The following is a 16,109-nucleotide window of genomic DNA, read 5'->3' as shown; positions in this document are numbered from 1 at the left end:
GTGCACCCCGGAACGCGGATGCCGCCCGCCTAGGCTGACCTGCGTCATGCCCGGCCGAGTACACGCGATCCTCGTCGTGCGCCCCGATGGGCGCACCCCCGCGGCGTTCCATCTTCGGCGGACTCTCGCAGCGCTCTCGGCGCAATCCCGGCCGGTCGACGCCCTCACGATCGTCGTCTGCGGCGACGATCCCATTGCGGCCGAGGCCGCGGCATCCGCGCCCGCAGAGTCTGTGATCACGACGCCCGCTCGCACACGCTTCGCCGAAGCCACCGCGATCGCCTCGCGTCGCGTCGCCGCAGGGGACGCCGTCTGGCTCCTGGCGCAGGACACAGCCCCGGAGCCGGAGGCGCTGGCCCGCCTTGCGGGTGCGCTCGAGCTCGCCCCGTCGGTCGCGTTCGTCGCCCCGAAGCTCGTCCGGGCGGACGATCGATCGGTCATCGTGTCGCTCGGGATGAGTGTCACGCAGGTCGGTCGGGCCGTCGGGCTCGCAGACGGAGAGCTCGACCAGGGCCAGCACGACGTCCGCGAGGATGTGCTCGGCGCCGACGTCCGAGGCATCCTCGTCCGCGGCGATGCCTGGCACAAGCTCAAGGGACTCGATCGCGCCCTCGGCGGTGCCGAGGAGGGACTCGATCTCGGCATCCGGGCGCGCCTCGCCGGGTCTCGCGTCACGCTCGTCCCGAACGCCCTCGTCGCGGTCTCGGGCGACGGCGTCGCCGGTCCGGCCGCGCCGACATCGCGCGCACGGAGGATGCACACGGCGATCGCCGAGCGCACGTCGCAGCTGCATCGGCGCCTCGCTTACGCGCACCCCGTCGCGCTGCCGTTCCTGTGGCTGGCGATCCTTCCGCTGGCGCTCTGGCGCACGATCGTGCTCCTGGTCGGCAAGCAGCCGGGGCTCATCGCCCCGGAGTGGGCGGCATCGGCCATCGTCCTCGTGCGTCTCGGGGCGATCGCACGGTCGCGGTCGCGCATCCGGCACGCGCGCTCGGCCACGTGGGCCCAGCTCGCCCCGCTGCGGGTGGGCCGCTCCGAGCTCCGCGAGCGCCTCGACGACGGTCCCGAGGTGCTCGGCGACGTCCAGCGCGGCGAGCTGCGGTTCTTCGCGGGCGGCGGAGCATGGCTCGTCCTCGCCGCTCTGGTCGTCTCGGTCGCTTCGTTCACGGCGCTGCTGGCGTGGCCGGTACTCGGGGGCGGTGCGCTGCAGCCCCTCCGCTCGGTCGTGGCGCAGCTGTGGACGGATGCCGCGTACGGCGCGCGTGCGCTGGGCCTCGACACCGTCGGGCCCGCCGACCCCTTCGCCGCCGTCATCGCGGTGCTCGGCTCGCTCTGGCCGCTCGAGCCGTCGCGGACCGTCGTGATCCTGTGGATCCTCTCGCTCCCGCTCGCGGCGCTCGGCGGCTGGTTCGCTGCGACCCGCGTCACCGACCGGCCCATCCTCCGGATCACGGGCGGAGCGGTCTGGGCACTGGCGCCGACCTTCCTCGCCGCCCTCGTCGAGGGCCGGCCCGCGGCCGTCATCGCCCATCTGCTGCTGCCCTGGCTCTTCTACGCCGCCTCGGTGGCGCATCGCTCCTGGGTGGCGGCGGGCGCGGCATCCGTCCTCCTCGCCGGCGTCGTGGCGTGCGCCCCGTCGCTCGCGCCTGCGCTCGCCGTGGTGTGGGTCGTCGCGCTCAGCCTCACGATCGCCCGCCGCGCCGGGCGCGGCGTCGCCCAGCTCGTCTGGGTAGTGATCCCGACGGCCGCGCTCGCCGCGCCGCTCGTCTGGTATCAGCTGCGCTCCGGCGACGCGTGGGGGCTCCTCGCCGATCCCGGCGTTCCCTGGGCCGGACCCCAGGTCGCGGCCGACCCGGCCGGCCGGGCGCTCCTCGCCGCCGGTTTCCCGACCTCCGACCCCGGCGGATGGGGCGCGTTCCTCGACGGCGGGCCGACGTGGTGGGTGCCGCTGCTCGCGGCCCCGATCGCGGTGCTCGCCCTGGTCGCCCCCGTGACGCAGCGCTGGCTGTCGGGGGTCGTGCTGCTCGTCGTAGCCGTGCTCGGCATCGGCACGGCGTTCGCCGCCGCGGCCGTCTCGGTCGCATTCGACGAGTCGCTCGCGGTGCCGGTGTGGCCGGGGGCCGGAGTGAGCCTCGCGTGGCTCGGAGCGCTCGGCGGAGCGCTCGTCGCCCTCGACTCAGGGCTCGCTCCTCGACTCGCGACCGTCCGCAGCCTCGTCGCGGTCGGGGTGATCGCGGCCATCGCCGTGCTGGCGGTGCCCGCGCTCACGGCTTCCGTGCGGGGGGTGACGTTCCTGACGAACGGCCCCGAGAGCACCCTGCCCGCCTACGTCGCCGCCGAGGGGCGTGACGACCCCGATGTCGGGACGCTCGTGCTCACCCCTCAGAACGCCGGCGGGCTCGCCGCCGACCTCGTCTGGGGTGGAAGCGAGACGCTGGGCGGCCAGGCCACCATCGTCGCGACCCGCACCTCCCCGACGAAGGCCGACCGGACGCTCGCGAACCTCTCCGCCGATCTCGTGACGGCCTCGGCAGGGGATGCCGTCGCCCAGGCGGCGGCGGAGGGCATCAGGTTCGTCCTGCTCGCGCCCGCCGCCGAGCCGGAGTCGGACGCGGCTCGCTCCCTCCGCCTCTCGTCGCAGACCGCGCTCGACCAGCGCGACGGTCTCGACGCGGTCGGCGACACGCCCAAGGGCTCGCTCTGGCGCGTGACGATCGCCGTGGCCGGCCGGGCCGAGGCATCCGTCGGCGGATTGGCCGGGTGGATCGCGTTCGGACAGCTCGCGGCCTTCGGCGTCGCACTGCTGCTGGCGATCCCGACCTCCGGCGCGCGTCGCGCGGCGCAGCGCACTCCCCGCGTCGTCGGGCACTACTGGCAGGAGGGGCGATGAGCGATCGCCGGGTCTTCCGCTGGGCGACGACGGGGGCGCGCGCCCTCGCCGGCACCCTCGTCGCGGCAGGCTTCGTCGTCGCCGTCGCGACGGCGGTCGCGGTCCCGTGGCCGACCCTCACCCGCGAGCCGGTCGAGATCACCGCCGTGCCCGCCCCCGAGGCCAGCGTCCTGTCGTGCGCGGGATCAGTCCTCGCGCTCGGGCGCGACCCCGTCGACGCCGGTGCGATCTCGGTGGCCGCCGACCAGAACCTCACCGCAGGGGTGGGGGAAGGATCCGCGCCGCCCGTGGAGACGCAGCTCGACACTTCGGTGGCGGGCTCGATCGCATCGGTCTTCACCGCCGAGCCCGAGAACCGCACGCGGACGGATGTCGCGGCCACCGGCTCGTCGACCGTCTCGGACGAGGACCTCTCGGGCTTCGCGGCCTCGCCGTGCCGGCCGCCGCTCACCGAGTCGTGGCTCGTCGGCGGGGCCACGACGACGGGCGCCGCGGACATCGTCGTCATCTCCAACCCCGGCGAGGTGGCTGCGACCGTCGAGCTCACCGTCTTCGGCACGAGCGGGCCCGTCGTCCCCCCGGGCGGCGACCTCGTGGTCGCGGCCGGATCGCAGCAGGCTCTCTCCCTCGCCGGGCTCGCCCTCGGGCAGGACAGCCCCGTGATCCGCGTCTCGGCGACCGGGGCCCCCGTGACGGCTGTGCTCCAGACGAGCCTCACCCGCACGCTCCTCCCGGGCGGTGTCGACCAGGTCGGTGCCATCGAGTCGCCCGACCCCGACATCGTGATCCCGGGCGTCGCGGTCGCCGCCGGCGACGGGCCCGCGACGGATGCCGCGACCGTCCTGCGCGTGCTGTCGCCGTCCGCCGACACGACCGCGCAGGTGACCGTCGTGCCGACGGGCGTCGCACAGCCCGTGTCGGAGCCGATCGAGGTGCCGCTCACGGCGGGACTGCCGCTCGACCTCGATCTCGGGGGCCTCGACCCCCGCGAGTACACCGTCCGGGTGCAGGCGGAGGCTCCCGTCGTGGGGGCCGTCTGGCAGACGACGGGCTTCGGCGAGGGGGCGGACTTCGCCTGGTACACGCCGGCGCCCGCGCTCGCCGTGCCGAGCCTCTTCGCGACGCCCACGGGTCCGTCGCCGGCGCTCACGGTCGCCAACCCCACTGCAGACGAGGCCCAGGTGACGGTCGACGCCGTCGACGGCTCGAGCTCCACGACGGTGGTGGTGCAGCCGGGGCAGTCGGCGCGGTTCAGCCTCCGCGCCCGGACCGTGTATTCGATCGACGCCGGCGGGATCGGCGTCCGCGCCGGCGTCTCGCTCACGGGCGACGACGCCCTCGCCGGGTATCCCGTGTGGTCCGGCGACACGGCGGCCGAGCCGATCGTCGTCTACCCCTAGGGCGCGAGCTCAGAAGAAGCGGAACCGCTCCGGGCCGAGGTCCCACGGATCCCGGTCGAGGTACTCGGCGGCGGCGCGGAAGACGCAGCTCTCGATCATCATGCGGCGGTGCAGCTCGTCGTTGCGGTGCAGATGGCTGAGCCGCTCGATGGGGAGGCGGTACAGGATGATGCGCTTCGCATCGGTCAGCACCTGCCACCGGGGGATGCCGTCGTCGTCGGTCGCCGCCGGCATGTCGGCGATCTCGAAGCTGACCTCCCGGAGCTCCTCCCACGCAGACCGGAGGAACTCGGCAGCCGTGCCCACGGCGAGGTCGAAGCGCTCGACGCGGGTGTCCAGCGGCGGGAGCGGCGGCCGGACGACCGGGCTCCGGCCCTCGCGACCGTGCCGGCCGTGGCGCGCGGGACGACGGCCGCGCCGGGCAGCGTCTCTCGTCCTCCGCCACGCCATGCACTCATCCTAGGCGTGCGCGTGCCGAGGACACCCGGGAACCTCGGGGCGCGCTGCGGCGCGGCATCCGTCGTCTGCCGGCCCTCCTGGATAGGGTCGGATCGATGCGCGAGAGACTCTGCTCCAAGGTGGGATGCGCCCGCGAAGCGGTGTCGACCCTCACGTACGACTACGGCGACCAGATGGCCGCCGTCGGCCCTCTCGGGCAGGACGGCGACCCGCACGCGCACGATCTCTGCGCGATCCACACCGACCGCCTGTCGGTGCCGAAGGGCTGGGTCGTCGTGCGGCACGAGACGCTGCGCGTCTAGGGCGCACAGGCTCCGCGGCGGTGGCCGTGGAACAATGGACGGATGCCGACTTCATCGCCCGTCGCCACGCCCACGACCGCCGTCGAGGAGCGCGCTCTCGACTTCGAGGTCGCCGACCTCTCGCTGGCCGAGGCCGGCCGCCACCAGATCCGCCTCGCCGAGAACGAGATGCCGGGTCTTATGGCGCTGCGCGAGGAGTTCGGCCCCACGCAGCCGCTGAAGGGCGCGCGGATCGCCGGCTCGCTGCACATGACCGTGCAGACCGCCGTGCTGATCGAGACCCTCGTGGCCCTCGGCGCCCAGGTGCGATGGGCGAGCTGCAACATCTTCTCCACGCAGGACGAGGCGGCCGCGGCGATCGCGGTCGGCCCCACCGGCACCGTCGAGTCGCCCGCCGGCGTTCCGGTCTTCGCCTGGAAGGGCGAGACCCTCGAGGAGTACTGGCGCTGCACGGACCGCATCTTCGACTGGTCGGCCGAGGGCTTCGACGGCCCCAACCTGATCCTCGACGACGGCGGTGACGCGACCCTCCTCGTGCACAAGGGCGTCGAGTTCGAGAAGGCCGGTGCCGTGCCGGACGGCGCGGCGGACGCCTCCGAGGAGTACCGGATCATCCTCGACACCCTACGCGCGAGCCTCGCTCGCGACCCGCAGCGCTTCACGCGCATCGCCGGCGAGCTCATCGGCGTGACCGAGGAGACGACGACGGGCGTCCACCGCCTGTACGAGCTCGCGGCATCCGGCGATCTGCTCTTCCCCGCCATCAACGTCAACGACTCCGTCACCAAGTCGAAATTCGACAACACCTACGGCATCCGTCACTCGCTGCCCGACGGCATCAACCGCGCGACCGACGTCCTCATCGGCGGCAAGGTCGCCTTCGTCGCCGGCTACGGCGATGTGGGCAAGGGATCGGCCGAGGCGCTGCGCGGCCAGGGTGCGCGCGTCATCATCGGCGAGGTCGATCCGATCTGCGCGTTGCAGGCCGCCATGGACGGCTTCCAGGTGGCGCGGCTCGAGTCGGTCATCGACCAGGTCGACATCATCATCACGGGCACCGGCAACACGCGGGTCGTGACGCCGGAGCACATCCTCGGGCTCAAGCACCTCGCGATCGTCGGCAACGTCGGCCACTTCGACGACGAGATCGACATGGCCGGCCTCGCCGCCATCCCGGGTGTCGAGAAGATCGAGATCAAGCCGCAGGTGCACGAGTGGCGCCTCCCCAACGGCCGGAGCGTCCTCGTGCTGAGCGAGGGCCGGCTCATGAACCTCGGCAACGCCACGGGGCATCCGTCGTTCGTCATGAGCGCGTCGTTCTCGAACCAGGTGCTCGCCCAGCTCGAGCTCTACACGAAGCGCGACGAGTACCCGGTCGGCGTCTACACCCTGCCCAAGACGCTCGACGAGAAGGTCGCGCGTCTGCACCTCGCGGCGCTCGGCGTCGAGCTCACCGAGCTCACGGCGGAGCAGTCGGCCTACCTCGGCGTGCCCGTCGACGGTCCGTACAAGCTCGACCACTACCGCTACTGAAGCTGAGGGCGTCCGCGGCTCCGCGCGCGGGCGGCCCCGTCACCGCTGCGGGAAGCCTCGCACCGCCCCCGTCGCCCCGGCGGTGAGCGCGGCGACCCGCTGGGCCTCGAGGTCCAGCGCCCGCAGCTCACGATCGCGCCGGACCGCGACGACCCCGCGGAGGAACGTCTCGGGATCCACCGGCGGCACGGGCGAGACGTGCTGTGCCGCTTCGGCGGCGAGGGATGCCGCGACCCGCGCCCGCGCGGCGGGCTCCATCGCATCGGCGTGCGAGACGAACTGCGCCGTCCGCCGCGCGAGCCGATCCGGCAGGCGCGCGACATCGGCCACCTGCGCCCAGCCGATGAGCGGGTACGGGATGCCGGGGGCCGATGCCGGCAGCGCGGGCGTCCGGGTGCGCTCGGAGTAGGTGCCGGCCAGAAGGTCGCCGAGCCGCTGCGAGCGGGGGGTGAAGGCCCCGACGATGGCGGCCACGGCGCCGGCCGTGAGCCAGATCTCGAAGACGCCGACGAGTGCGCGGATGAAAGCCTGACGGAAGCCCGAGGCGCCCCCGTCGGCGCGCACGATCCGTCCGCCCACGGCGAGCTTGCCGAGGCTGCGACCGCGCGTCGCGGTCTCGACGACCGTCGGCAGCACGACCGTCACGAGGACGATCGCGAGGATCGTGAGGATGGGCGAGACGCTCACGTCGAGGATGCTCTGACCGAGCAGCCACGAGGCGACGAGCGAGAAGAGGATCAGCACGCCGACGGCGAGCACGACGTCGATGAGAAGGCCGAGCGCACGCAGGAAGTAGCCGATCGGCTGCACGTCGAGCGCGACCGCTTCGCCCGTGAGGATCTCGTCCTGGCGGATGTCGACCACGGTCGGGGGCGGGGCGGCGCTCATGCGTAAAGTATGCCTAATGGACCTCGACGCGCTCACGACCGCCCGGCGGGCGGAGTGGGCGCGGCTCGACGAGCTGAGCCGTTCTCGGTCGCTCTCGGGTGCGGAGGTCGACGAGCTCGTCACCCGGTATCGCGCGGCGTCGGCGGACCTCGCCGACATCAAGACCTCGGCCGGCCGCACGATGCACGGCGACCACGTCTCGACGATGCTGGCGCGCGCACGGCTGCGGCTCACGGGCGGCCCCGAGAACGTGCTGCGGCAGATCCCGCGCTTCTTCGCCCTGCAGCTTCCGGCCGCCCTCTACCGGGTGCGATGGACGACCCTCGTCATCGCGGTGGCTTTCGTGATCGTCGTAGCGATCGTGGCCTTCTGGATCTCGGGCGATCCGGCGCTCGTGGCGACGCTCGGCAGCGATGCGCAGCTCTCGTACTACGCCGAGCACTCCTTCACCGAGTACTACAGCGAGAATCCCGCGGCGGTCTTCGCGGGCACGGTGTGGACCAACAACGCCTGGATCGCGGCGCAGTGCGTGCTGTTCGGCATCACAGGGATCTGGCCGGTCTACATGCTCGTGCAGAACGCCATCGGCGTGGGGACCGCGGCGGCCGTCATGATCGCCTACGGCCGAGGCGACGTCTTCCTGCTCTTCATCCTTCCGCACGGCATGCTCGAGCTGACGAGCATCTTCGTCGCGGCGGCCGCGGGCCTGCACATCTTCTGGGCCTGGGTCGCCCCCGGACGCCGCTCGCGCGCGGAGGCGCTCGCCGCGGCCGGGCGCTCCCTCGCGACCATCGCGATCGGCCTGGTCATCGCCCTCGCGATCTCGGGGCTGATCGAGGGCTTCGTGACGGCGCAGCCCTGGCCGTGGCCCGTCAAGATCGGCATCGGAGCGGCCGCGCTGGCCGCCTTCCTCTTCTACATGGTGTTCGTCGGCGGGCGTGCGTACCGCCGCGGTGAGACGGGCGACCTGACGGAATTCGAGACCGGCACGCCGACCCTCGTCGCCGGCTGAGCGCCCGGGTACGCCGGCGGAGCGCCCGGTTACGCCGGCTGAGCGCGGGAACGCCGGCCGAGCACCCGGGTAAGCCGGCTGAGCACCCGGGAACGAAGAACGGCCCGGATGCCGAGGCATCCGAGCCGTTCTCAGCGGATCGAGGGTCAGGCCCGCTTGGAGCCGTCGAACAGGGCCCGGTAGGCGAAGCCCGCGATGAGCGCACCGATGATCGGGAACACGATGAACACCCACAGCTGCGCGAGCGGCAGCCCGCCGCCGTAGACGGCGGTCGCGATCGAACGCGCCGGGTTCACCGAGGTGTTGTCGATCGGGATCGTCGCGAGGTGGATGAGCGTCAGCGTGAGGCCGATGACGAGGCCCGCGAATGCCGAATTGCCGCGGGTCGAATGCGTGACGCCGAGGATCACGATGACGAAGAGGGCCGTGAACAGCACCTCGACGACGATCGCGCCGAGGATGCCGAAGCCGCCGGGCGACAGGTCGTCCCAGCCGTTGCTCGCGAAGCCGCCGTCCTGAGCCCTGCTCAGCCAGTTGTCGGGGCCCGAGAGGCCGATGAGGACGATGAGGGTCGTCGCGACGAGACCGCCGATGACCTGCGCGATGATGTAGCCGAGCACGCCCCGCCACGGGAAGCGACCCGCTGCGGCGAGGCCGAGCGTCACCGCCGGGTTGAAGTGGCCGCCCGAGATCGGCCCGAAGGCGTACGCGCCGGCGACGACGGTCAGGCCGACGGCGAGAGAGACGCCGAGGAAGCCGACGCCCTTGTTCGCCGCCTCCGTGCCCTCCCCGAAACCTGCAGCGAAGAGCGCCGTGCTGATGACCCCGAGCACGAGGAGGAAGGTGCCGAACGCCTCGGCCGTCAGCGTCGCCGCGGTGGACGGGGCGACGGGCGTGTGCTCGAGCGGCGTGGCCGGGACCGGCACGTCAGGCTTTGGGTCGGCCGCGGCGGGCGTGTGATCGAGGGGAGTCGGGACAACCGGCTCCTCGGGGAGCGGATCGCTCATGAGGGCTCCTTCAGCGTGGGGAACGGCGGAACGGCCGCCGCTCGGGAGCATAGGGCACGTCCAGCGGACTCCCAGGTAAGCGGCGCGGCCAGCCGTCAGATTGCGAAACGGTCCGTCATCGGCCGCCCGTCAGAGCCGTCCCGCCGCCTTGAGGGCGAGATACCGGTCGGCGATCCGGGGAGGCAGCGCGTCCGGGGTGTCCGCGATGGCCTCGGCGCCCGCTCGGGCGATGGCAGAGGCGACGGATGCCGCGTCCCGCGCGGTCCGGGCCGCCGCCGCCTCGCGGTAGACGTCCGCCGCGTCCGGCCGCGGCTCGGGCGCCGCCGCCTCGTCGGTGACCGTCCCGACGAGGACGTGGGCACGGTGAGCGAGCGCAGGCAGGGAGCCGAGGAAGCCCCGCGCGGCCTCGGGGGCGTCCTGCGCCGTGAGGAGGACGACGAGGGAGGGGCGCGAGGTGAGGGCGCGGATCTGCGCGAAGGCGGCGTCCCAGTCGGTGTCGATGAGCTGCGGCTCGACCGGCGCCATCGCATCCACGAGCGCCGGAAGGAGAGCGGGGCCGTCGACGCGGGTGACGCGGGCGCGCGTCACCCGATCGAACATCAGGAGGTGGGTGTGGTCGCCGGCGCGGGTCGCGAGCGCTGCCAGCAGGAGTGCGGCCTCCATCGCCGCGTCCAGGCGTACGCCGTCGCCGACGCGCGCCGCCGCGGTTCGGCCGGTGTCGATGAGGATGACCACGTGCCGATCCCGCTCGGGGCGCCACGTGCGGAGCATCGTCGTGCTGGACCGGGCGGTCGCGCGCCAGTCGATCGAACGCACGTCATCGCCGCGCACGTATTCGCGGAGGCTGTCGAACTCGGTGCCCTGGCCGCGCATCTGGACGCTCGTCGAGCCGTCCAGCTCACGCAGCCGCGCGAGGCGCGACGGCAGGTGCCGGCGGGCCGTGAAGGGCGGCAGCACGCGAAGGGCGCCCCGGTCGTCGATCCGAACCTGCCGCCCCGCCAGGCCGAGCGGCCCGAGAGAGCGCACCACGACGAAGTCGCTGTGCAGCTCGCCGCGACGGCGCGGCAGGAGCGGCACGACGAGTCGACGGCGCTCGCCGCCCGGGAGGTCGAGTGGCAGGCGTTCGGGCGGTGCTCCCGCCGTCGGCTGCCACGCGTCGCGCACGCGGCCCCGGATGCGGCGCACGCCCGGGTTGGTGAGCCAGAGCTCCGTCTCGACTCGCTGGCCGAGGAGCGTGCGCCGGGGGATGCGCCGCTCGACCCTCAGCCCCCGCGCGGAGGCGGCGGCCGCGGCATCCGTCACCGCCGCCACGAGGCAGAGGAGCAGCCAGCCGGCCGCCGTCGCCCACGCGTCGACGCCCGCGAGCGACAGCAGCACGACGGGCACGGCGCCCAGGGCGACGAGGAGCGGGAGACGGCCGGTGACGTACATGGGCCGGGTCAGATGGGGACGCGCGTCTGCTGTACGACGGAGGCGAGGACGGCGTCGACCGAGACCCCCTCGAGCTCCGCGTCGGGGCGCAGGCGGATGCGGTGCCGCCACGTCGGCACGAGCATCGTCTGGACGTGGTCGGGCGTGATCGCGGGGTAGCCGCCGAGCCAGGCCCAGGCCTTTGCGGCAGCGAGGAGCGCGGTCGCGGCGCGGGGGCTCACACCGAGCTGCACCGACGGGCTGCGGCGCGTCGCCTGCGCCAGGTCGACGACGTAGCCGAGCACGTCGTCGGCGACTGTGACGGATGCCGCGGCCCGCTGCGCTGCGCGGATCTCGGCCGGCGAGACGACCTGGGAGAGGCCTGCTCCGGCGAGGTCGCGCGGGTCGAAGCCGCTCGCGTGCCTGCGGAGCACCGCGAGCTCGGCGTCGCGCGCGGGCACCTCGACGATGAGTTTGAGGAGGAACCGGTCCAGCTGCGCCTCGGGCAGGGTATAGGTGCCCTCGTGCTCGATCGGGTTCTGGGTCGCCGCGACGAGGAAGGGGTCGGGGAGGGCGCGCGTGACGCCGTCCGTCGACACCTGCCGCTCCTCCATCGCCTCGAGGAGGGCCGCCTGGGTCTTCGGCGGGGTGCGGTTGATCTCGTCGGCGAGCACGATGTTGGTGAAGACCGGGCCCTCGCGGAACTCGAACTCGCCGGTCTTCGCGTCGTAGACGAGCGACCCCGACACGTCGCCGGGCATGAGGTCGGGCGTGAACTGGATGCGCTTCGTGTCGAGCCCGAGCGCCGTCGAGAACGAGCGCACCAGCAGCGTCTTGGCGACGCCCGGCACACCCTCGAGCAGCACGTGTCCGCGCGAGAGGAGCGCGATCAGCAGGCCCGTGATCGTCCCGTCCTGGCCGATCACGGCCTTGCCCACCTCGAGCCGGACGCGGTTCATCGCGTCGCGGAGATGCTCCGGCGGGAGGGCCTGGGCGGCTGGCGTCGTGGTGACGTCGGTCATCGAGCGTTCCTTTCCGGGCGGACGGCCTGCCGGACCGCCTCCTCGAGATGGCTGAGCCGGTCGCGGAGAGCCACCAGCTGTGCGTCGTTCGCGGGAAGTTCTTCGATCAGGATGCCCCGTACCGCACGGCGGTCCCAGCCGAGACGATCGGCCGCGGCATCCGCGATCTCCGTCGCACTCGCCGCCGGGCCGAGCCCGAGAAGGCGTGCGAGCCGTACGAGCGCAGACAGTCGCAGCTGGTCGGCCGCGTGCACGGCGTCGCGCGAGCGGGCGTAGAGCCGAGCCCGCCCCTCCGTGGTCTCGGAGACCCGCACCGTCACGGGGAGACGCTCGGGCACGAGCGGTCCGAACCGCCGTCCTCGCCAGACGCCGGCCGCGACGGCCGCGAAGAGCAGGAGCACGATGACGGGGCTGACCCACGGAGGAGTCAGCTCGCCGAGCGAGGGGTCGTTGCTCGTGAGGTCGGTGTCGCCGGGACCTGGCATGTACCAGACGAGGTGCGGATGCCGCCCGAGCAGGTTGATCGCGAGGGCCGCGTTGCCGTTCTCGGCGAGGGACTCGTTGACGAAGAGCGTCCGGCCGTCGACGGCGCTCACGCGGCGCGCACCGTCGTCGGCGACGAGGAGTCCGGATCCGTCGCCGGAGGGGTAGCAGGCGACCGCGTCGCCGGTCGTCGTGAAGACGGCACCCGGCAGGACGGCGCCGGCGCGCTGCGCATCGGCGAGGTCGCAGCCGGGTTCGGCGAGCTCGCCCGATCCGTATCCGGCGGCGCGCGCTCCGGGCAGCAGCAGACGCAGAGTCCGGGACCGCGGGTCGATCAGCACGACGTCCTCCGCGCCGGCGGCGAGGTTCTCGACGGCCCCGTCCGAGAGCGCGGGCGTATCGGGCAGGACGAGGGTGGCGTCGCCGGACAGGAGGGCCTGCTGGGCGGAGTCGCGGTCCCGGGTGACCTCGACCTCGACGCCGTGCTCCCGCAGGACCTCCACGAGCGCGCGCGTGCCGTTCGGCCCGGCCGACTCCGGGTCGAGCGCGTCGCGCTGCGCCCACTGCGACAGCGCGGCCAGCGCGGCACCCACTCCGCCGACGAGCAGCACGACGATTGCGATGACGATCCACCCCGCGACGCCGCGACGCCGGCTGCGGGCGGGGGTCGCGGGCCAGCTCGGCGTCGACGTGGCCGCTGGGGCGAGGGTCATCGCACGGGTCCTGCGGGAAGGGGCTCGAGATCGACCGGGCGGCTGCGTGAGACGGTCTCATCGACGGCGACGATCCGTCGGTAGAGGTCCTCCGTTCCGGGACGGCGGAGGTACCGCACGTCGTCGAACGCGACGGCTGCCGCTTCGAGGGCGTCCGCCGAGGCCGGGAACACCCGGCCGGCGCGGCGTGCGAAGCCGTGGACGGTCGCGCCCGGAGGCGTCTCGACGGCCCCCCTCTCGACGGCTCCGCGCGCCAGTGCGCGGAAGCGGAGGACGATCGCGGCATCCCAGTCCCGTCGCGCGGCGGCACTCTCGGCGTCTGCCCGGAGCTGCCCCGCCGAGCGGGTCTCGGTCTCGCCGAAGAGCTCGGCCACCGCGACCCTCGAGCGGTGCGTCGCTCGCGGTCGGCCCCACACCAGGAAGGCGCCGACGATGAGGAGGACCACGATGATCGCCGCGACGATCGCGGCGGTCGAACCCCACGGACCGTCGAGCTGGGTCGAGAAGAGCCGTTCGAAGAACTCGGCGATCGCCCGGGCGATGCGGTCGAAGAGCGTCGGCTCCGCTTCGGCGTAGACGGGCTTGCTCAGCTCCTGCTCCGCCCACCGCCGGGCCTCTTCGCCGTCGGGAGTCAGGGGCGGGACGGAGTCGGCCAGGCGCGCGATGATCGGGGTCAAGCCCACGGCGACTCGCGGTCGGTGCCGTCCTGGGGCTCGACGGCCGCGCCGGTCCCGTGGGCCGGGTCTGCGGGCGCGGTCGTCCCGGCCGCAGACTGCTGTGTCTGCGGCGGCGGGGGAGAAGCCGGATAGGCCGGCTGCGGGGCCGAGTAGGCGAGCGCGTAAGTGCCGTAGGCGCCCGGCTGCGGCGGGTGCGCGGCATCCGTCGCCTGGCCGTATGGGCCTGCCGGATAGGGCGGCGGGGCGTACCCCTGGTACGGCGGGGCAGCCGCGTACCCCTGGTACGACTGCGGGGCCGGGTACCCCTGGTACGGCGGGGGATACCCCGGGGCGTACGCCGGTGCGGGGAAGCGGGGGGCGATGACCCGGCCGATGTGCTCGAGATAGGGATCCGGCAGACCCTGTGCGCCGGCATCCCTCCGCTCCACGTATGTGAGCAGATCGAGGTCGAGCCCCTCGTGGCGCATGCGGCAGTCGATGTAGATGAGAGCGGTCGCCGTCGCCTGGACGACGGTCGCAACGGCCTGGATGAGGAGGATCACCGCCTGCGACAGCAGTCCGCCCGCGATGAGCGCGATGATCTCGCCGACCTGCGGATCGCCCGTCGGCGTGATGATCGTCGACATTGCGACCGATGCGAACGAGAACGGGATGCTGACGACCTGCGAGATGCCCCAGAAGATGAGGTTCAGCAGGACGATGATGCCGAGGATCGGCCAGAACCGCCCGCGGGTCAGGCGCCAGGACCGGCCGAGGGCGTCGCCGATGGTCGCACGCTCGATGATGATGGCCGACGGCACGAGCGCGAGCTTGACCATGAGCCACCACACGACCGGGAGCGCGGCAAGGCCCAGGAGGACCCCCACGACGACCGCAGCGCCCGGCGCCAGGGCGGCGATGCCGAAGAGCGACACTCCGGCGAGCGCCACGACGGCGGTGATGGCTAGCAGCACGAGGAACGAGTAGCCGATCAGGCGCCAGGCGACGGGCTTGACCTTGCGCCACAGCGCTCCGAGTGTGAGCTTCTCGGCGAGGACCGCGTGCGCCACCTCGCTCACGACGACGCCCTGCACGATGACGCTGAGCGCCCCGGCGGCAAGACCGAGGACGGCGCCGACGACGACCGTGATGGCGACGGAGCCGGCGAGCACGGCCTGGTAGTCGTCGGAGCCCGGTCGCATGGTGTCGAGGCGCGAGAACGAGGCGATGGCGACACCGCCGATCGCGAGGATCACGAGGATGTAGGCGACGGCCTGCACGCAGAGTGCGAAGCCCAGCAGCACGCGGGGGTTCTGCCGCAGCGCCGCGAACGACCGGCCGAGGATCGTGCCGAACGTCAGCGGATGCAGCGGGATGATCCCGGGGCGCGACGCGGGCGTCCATGCCGGGTAGGCGGTCACAGCTCCTCCTCGTGCCCTCGCCGCGGGGGCCGCGGGGTCGCCGGGCAGATCCCTATCGTGTCACATCGCCCGGCTCGCGCCCGAGGGCCGTCCCCAGGCCGCTCGGCGGGCGCTCGGCGGGTGTCGACGCCCGCTCAGGCAGGGTCGACTACTCTGTGTCCAGTGCGCCATGGGGAGGGAGCGGGCGACCGCAATGCCTCGGGGCCGGACGAGAAGGACGAAACGCGCGCGATGACTTCACGCATCCTGGTGGTCGACGATGACACCGCCCTCGCCGAGATGATCGGCATCGTGCTCCGCACGGAGGGCTTCGACACCGTGTTCTGCGCCGACGGCGCGAAGGCGGTCGAGGCGTGGCGGTCGGAGCGGCCCGATCTCGTGCTGCTCGACCTCATGCTCCCGGGCATCGACGGCATCGAGGTGTGCACGCGCATCCGGCAGGAGAGCGGCATCCCGATCATCATGCTCACCGCGCGCACCGACACCGCCGACGTCGTCAAGGGGCTCGAGTCGGGTGCCGACGACTACATCGTCAAGCCGTTCAACCCCAAGGAGCTCGTCGCGCGCATCCGCACGCGCCTGCGCCCCGCCTCGCAGCCCTCGAGCGACACGCTGCGCATCGGCGATCTCACGGTGGACGTCGCCGCGCACGAGGTGCGGCGCGGCGAGAGCTCGATCGCGCTCACCCCGCTCGAGTTCGAGCTGCTGGTGGCGCTCGCGTCCAAGCCCCAGCAGGTGTTCTCGCGCGAGATGCTGCTCGAGCAGGTATGGGGCTACCACTACAAGGCCGATACGCGGCTGGTCAACGTCCACGTGCAGCGTCTTCGCGCGAAGGTCGAGCTCGACCCCGACAACCCGAAGATCGTCACGACGGTCCGCGGCGTGGGCTACCGGGCCGGGGCGGTCGTGTGAG

General features: G+C 73.1%; 14 protein-coding genes. 6 read left to right on the top strand and 8 right to left on the bottom strand.

From position 1 onward, the window contains the following. Window positions 1–46 precede the first annotated feature (46 nt). Both G5T42_RS01385 and G5T42_RS01380 read left to right on the top strand, forming a co-directional pair. Window positions 47–2,890, top strand: coding sequence for a glycosyltransferase (locus G5T42_RS01385; RefSeq protein ID WP_165124405.1), 2,844 nt, complete (start codon window positions 47–49; stop codon window positions 2,888–2,890). After that, complete coding sequence (locus G5T42_RS01380) at window positions 2,887–4,290, top strand: DUF5719 family protein (protein ID WP_165124402.1); 1,404 nt, start codon at window positions 2,887–2,889, stop codon at window positions 4,288–4,290. The genes G5T42_RS01385 and G5T42_RS01380 overlap by 4 nt, the downstream gene beginning before the upstream one ends. Window positions 4,291–4,299: 9 nt before the next feature. Here the strand turns inward: G5T42_RS01380 and G5T42_RS01375 are convergent, their stop codons facing one another. Beyond that, window positions 4,300–4,740: a metallopeptidase family protein gene (locus tag G5T42_RS01375; protein ID WP_206535689.1), complete on the bottom strand. Its 441-nt coding sequence runs from the start codon at window positions 4,738–4,740 to the stop codon at window positions 4,300–4,302. Between the two features lie 104 nt (window positions 4,741–4,844). Between G5T42_RS01375 and G5T42_RS01370 the strand changes: the two genes are divergently transcribed. Both G5T42_RS01370 and ahcY read left to right on the top strand, forming a co-directional pair. Next, window positions 4,845–5,051 (top strand): DUF3499 family protein, encoded by a 207-nt coding sequence (locus G5T42_RS01370; RefSeq protein WP_165124399.1) that lies wholly within the window; start codon window positions 4,845–4,847, stop codon window positions 5,049–5,051. Between the two features lie 42 nt (window positions 5,052–5,093). Continuing rightward, window positions 5,094–6,584 (top strand): adenosylhomocysteinase, encoded by a 1,491-nt coding sequence (ahcY, locus tag G5T42_RS01365; RefSeq protein ID WP_165124397.1) that lies wholly within the window; start codon window positions 5,094–5,096, stop codon window positions 6,582–6,584. A 39-nt stretch (window positions 6,585–6,623) separates the two neighbouring features. Here the strand turns inward: ahcY and G5T42_RS01360 are convergent, their stop codons facing one another. After that, window positions 6,624–7,472 (bottom strand): RDD family protein, encoded by an 849-nt coding sequence (locus tag G5T42_RS01360; RefSeq protein WP_165124394.1) that lies wholly within the window; start codon window positions 7,470–7,472, stop codon window positions 6,624–6,626. 16 nt (window positions 7,473–7,488) lie between these two features. Between G5T42_RS01360 and G5T42_RS01355 the strand changes: the two genes are divergently transcribed. Beyond that, window positions 7,489–8,484 carry a stage II sporulation protein M gene (locus G5T42_RS01355; protein WP_165124391.1) on the top strand — a complete coding sequence of 332 codons (996 nt, stop codon included), beginning with the start codon at window positions 7,489–7,491 and terminating at the stop codon, window positions 8,482–8,484. A gap of 146 nt (window positions 8,485–8,630) precedes the next feature. Here G5T42_RS01355 and G5T42_RS01350 read toward each other — a convergent pair whose 3' ends face one another. The 6 genes from G5T42_RS01350 to G5T42_RS01325 form a co-directional block, all read right to left on the bottom strand. Further along, on the bottom strand, window positions 8,631–9,491 hold the full coding sequence (locus tag G5T42_RS01350) for an aquaporin (protein WP_165124388.1): 861 nt from the start codon (window positions 9,489–9,491) through the stop codon (window positions 8,631–8,633). A gap of 129 nt (window positions 9,492–9,620) precedes the next feature. Then, window positions 9,621–10,922: a DUF58 domain-containing protein gene (locus G5T42_RS01345; RefSeq protein ID WP_165124385.1), complete on the bottom strand. Its 1,302-nt coding sequence runs from the start codon at window positions 10,920–10,922 to the stop codon at window positions 9,621–9,623. An 8-nt stretch (window positions 10,923–10,930) separates the two neighbouring features. After that, window positions 10,931–11,923 carry a MoxR family ATPase gene (locus G5T42_RS01340; RefSeq protein WP_165124382.1) on the bottom strand — a complete coding sequence of 331 codons (993 nt, stop codon included), beginning with the start codon at window positions 11,921–11,923 and terminating at the stop codon, window positions 10,931–10,933. Further along, a complete protein-coding gene (locus tag G5T42_RS01335; RefSeq protein ID WP_165124379.1) occupies window positions 11,920–13,119 on the bottom strand; it encodes a DUF4350 domain-containing protein in 1,200 nt (399 codons plus the stop codon). Before G5T42_RS01335 ends, G5T42_RS01340 begins: the two co-directional genes overlap by 4 nt. Then, on the bottom strand, window positions 13,116–13,796 hold the full coding sequence (locus G5T42_RS01330) for a DUF4129 domain-containing protein (RefSeq protein ID WP_165124376.1): 681 nt from the start codon (window positions 13,794–13,796) through the stop codon (window positions 13,116–13,118). The genes G5T42_RS01335 and G5T42_RS01330 overlap by 4 nt, the downstream gene beginning before the upstream one ends. After that, a complete protein-coding gene (locus tag G5T42_RS01325; RefSeq protein WP_165124373.1) occupies window positions 13,793–15,196 on the bottom strand; it encodes a glycerophosphoryl diester phosphodiesterase membrane domain-containing protein in 1,404 nt (467 codons plus the stop codon). The genes G5T42_RS01330 and G5T42_RS01325 overlap by 4 nt, the downstream gene beginning before the upstream one ends. Before the next feature lie 231 nt (window positions 15,197–15,427). Between G5T42_RS01325 and mtrA the strand changes: the two genes are divergently transcribed. Next, window positions 15,428–16,108: an MtrAB system response regulator MtrA gene (gene mtrA, locus G5T42_RS01320; protein ID WP_165124370.1), complete on the top strand. Its 681-nt coding sequence runs from the start codon at window positions 15,428–15,430 to the stop codon at window positions 16,106–16,108. The last annotated feature ends 1 nt before the right edge of the window (window position 16,109 follow it).

It is taken from the genome of Microbacterium sp. 4R-513, assembly GCF_011046485.1.
Taxonomy (GTDB): domain Bacteria; phylum Actinomycetota; class Actinomycetes; order Actinomycetales; family Microbacteriaceae; genus Microbacterium.
Note: the sequence above shows the minus strand (reverse complement) of the source record. Positions and strands in the feature narration are given on the sequence as shown.

Coding starts and splice junctions, on each gene's coding strand:
- G5T42_RS01385 (WP_165124405.1), top strand. CDS start 47: ATGCCCGGCCGAGTACACGCGATCCTCGTCGTGCGCCCCGATGGGCGC.
- G5T42_RS01380 (WP_165124402.1), top strand. CDS start 2,887: ATGAGCGATCGCCGGGTCTTCCGCTGGGCGACGACGGGGGCGCGCGCC.
- G5T42_RS01375 (WP_206535689.1), bottom strand. CDS start 4,740: ATGGCGTGGCGGAGGACGAGAGACGCTGCCCGGCGCGGCCGTCGTCCC.
- G5T42_RS01370 (WP_165124399.1), top strand. CDS start 4,845: ATGCGCGAGAGACTCTGCTCCAAGGTGGGATGCGCCCGCGAAGCGGTG.
- ahcY (WP_165124397.1), top strand. CDS start 5,094: ATGCCGACTTCATCGCCCGTCGCCACGCCCACGACCGCCGTCGAGGAG.
- G5T42_RS01360 (WP_165124394.1), bottom strand. CDS start 7,472: ATGAGCGCCGCCCCGCCCCCGACCGTGGTCGACATCCGCCAGGACGAG.
- G5T42_RS01355 (WP_165124391.1), top strand. CDS start 7,489: ATGGACCTCGACGCGCTCACGACCGCCCGGCGGGCGGAGTGGGCGCGG.
- G5T42_RS01350 (WP_165124388.1), bottom strand. CDS start 9,491: ATGAGCGATCCGCTCCCCGAGGAGCCGGTTGTCCCGACTCCCCTCGAT.
- G5T42_RS01345 (WP_165124385.1), bottom strand. CDS start 10,922: ATGTACGTCACCGGCCGTCTCCCGCTCCTCGTCGCCCTGGGCGCCGTG.
- G5T42_RS01340 (WP_165124382.1), bottom strand. CDS start 11,923: ATGACCGACGTCACCACGACGCCAGCCGCCCAGGCCCTCCCGCCGGAG.
- G5T42_RS01335 (WP_165124379.1), bottom strand. CDS start 13,119: ATGACCCTCGCCCCAGCGGCCACGTCGACGCCGAGCTGGCCCGCGACC.
- mtrA (WP_165124370.1), top strand. CDS start 15,428: ATGACTTCACGCATCCTGGTGGTCGACGATGACACCGCCCTCGCCGAG.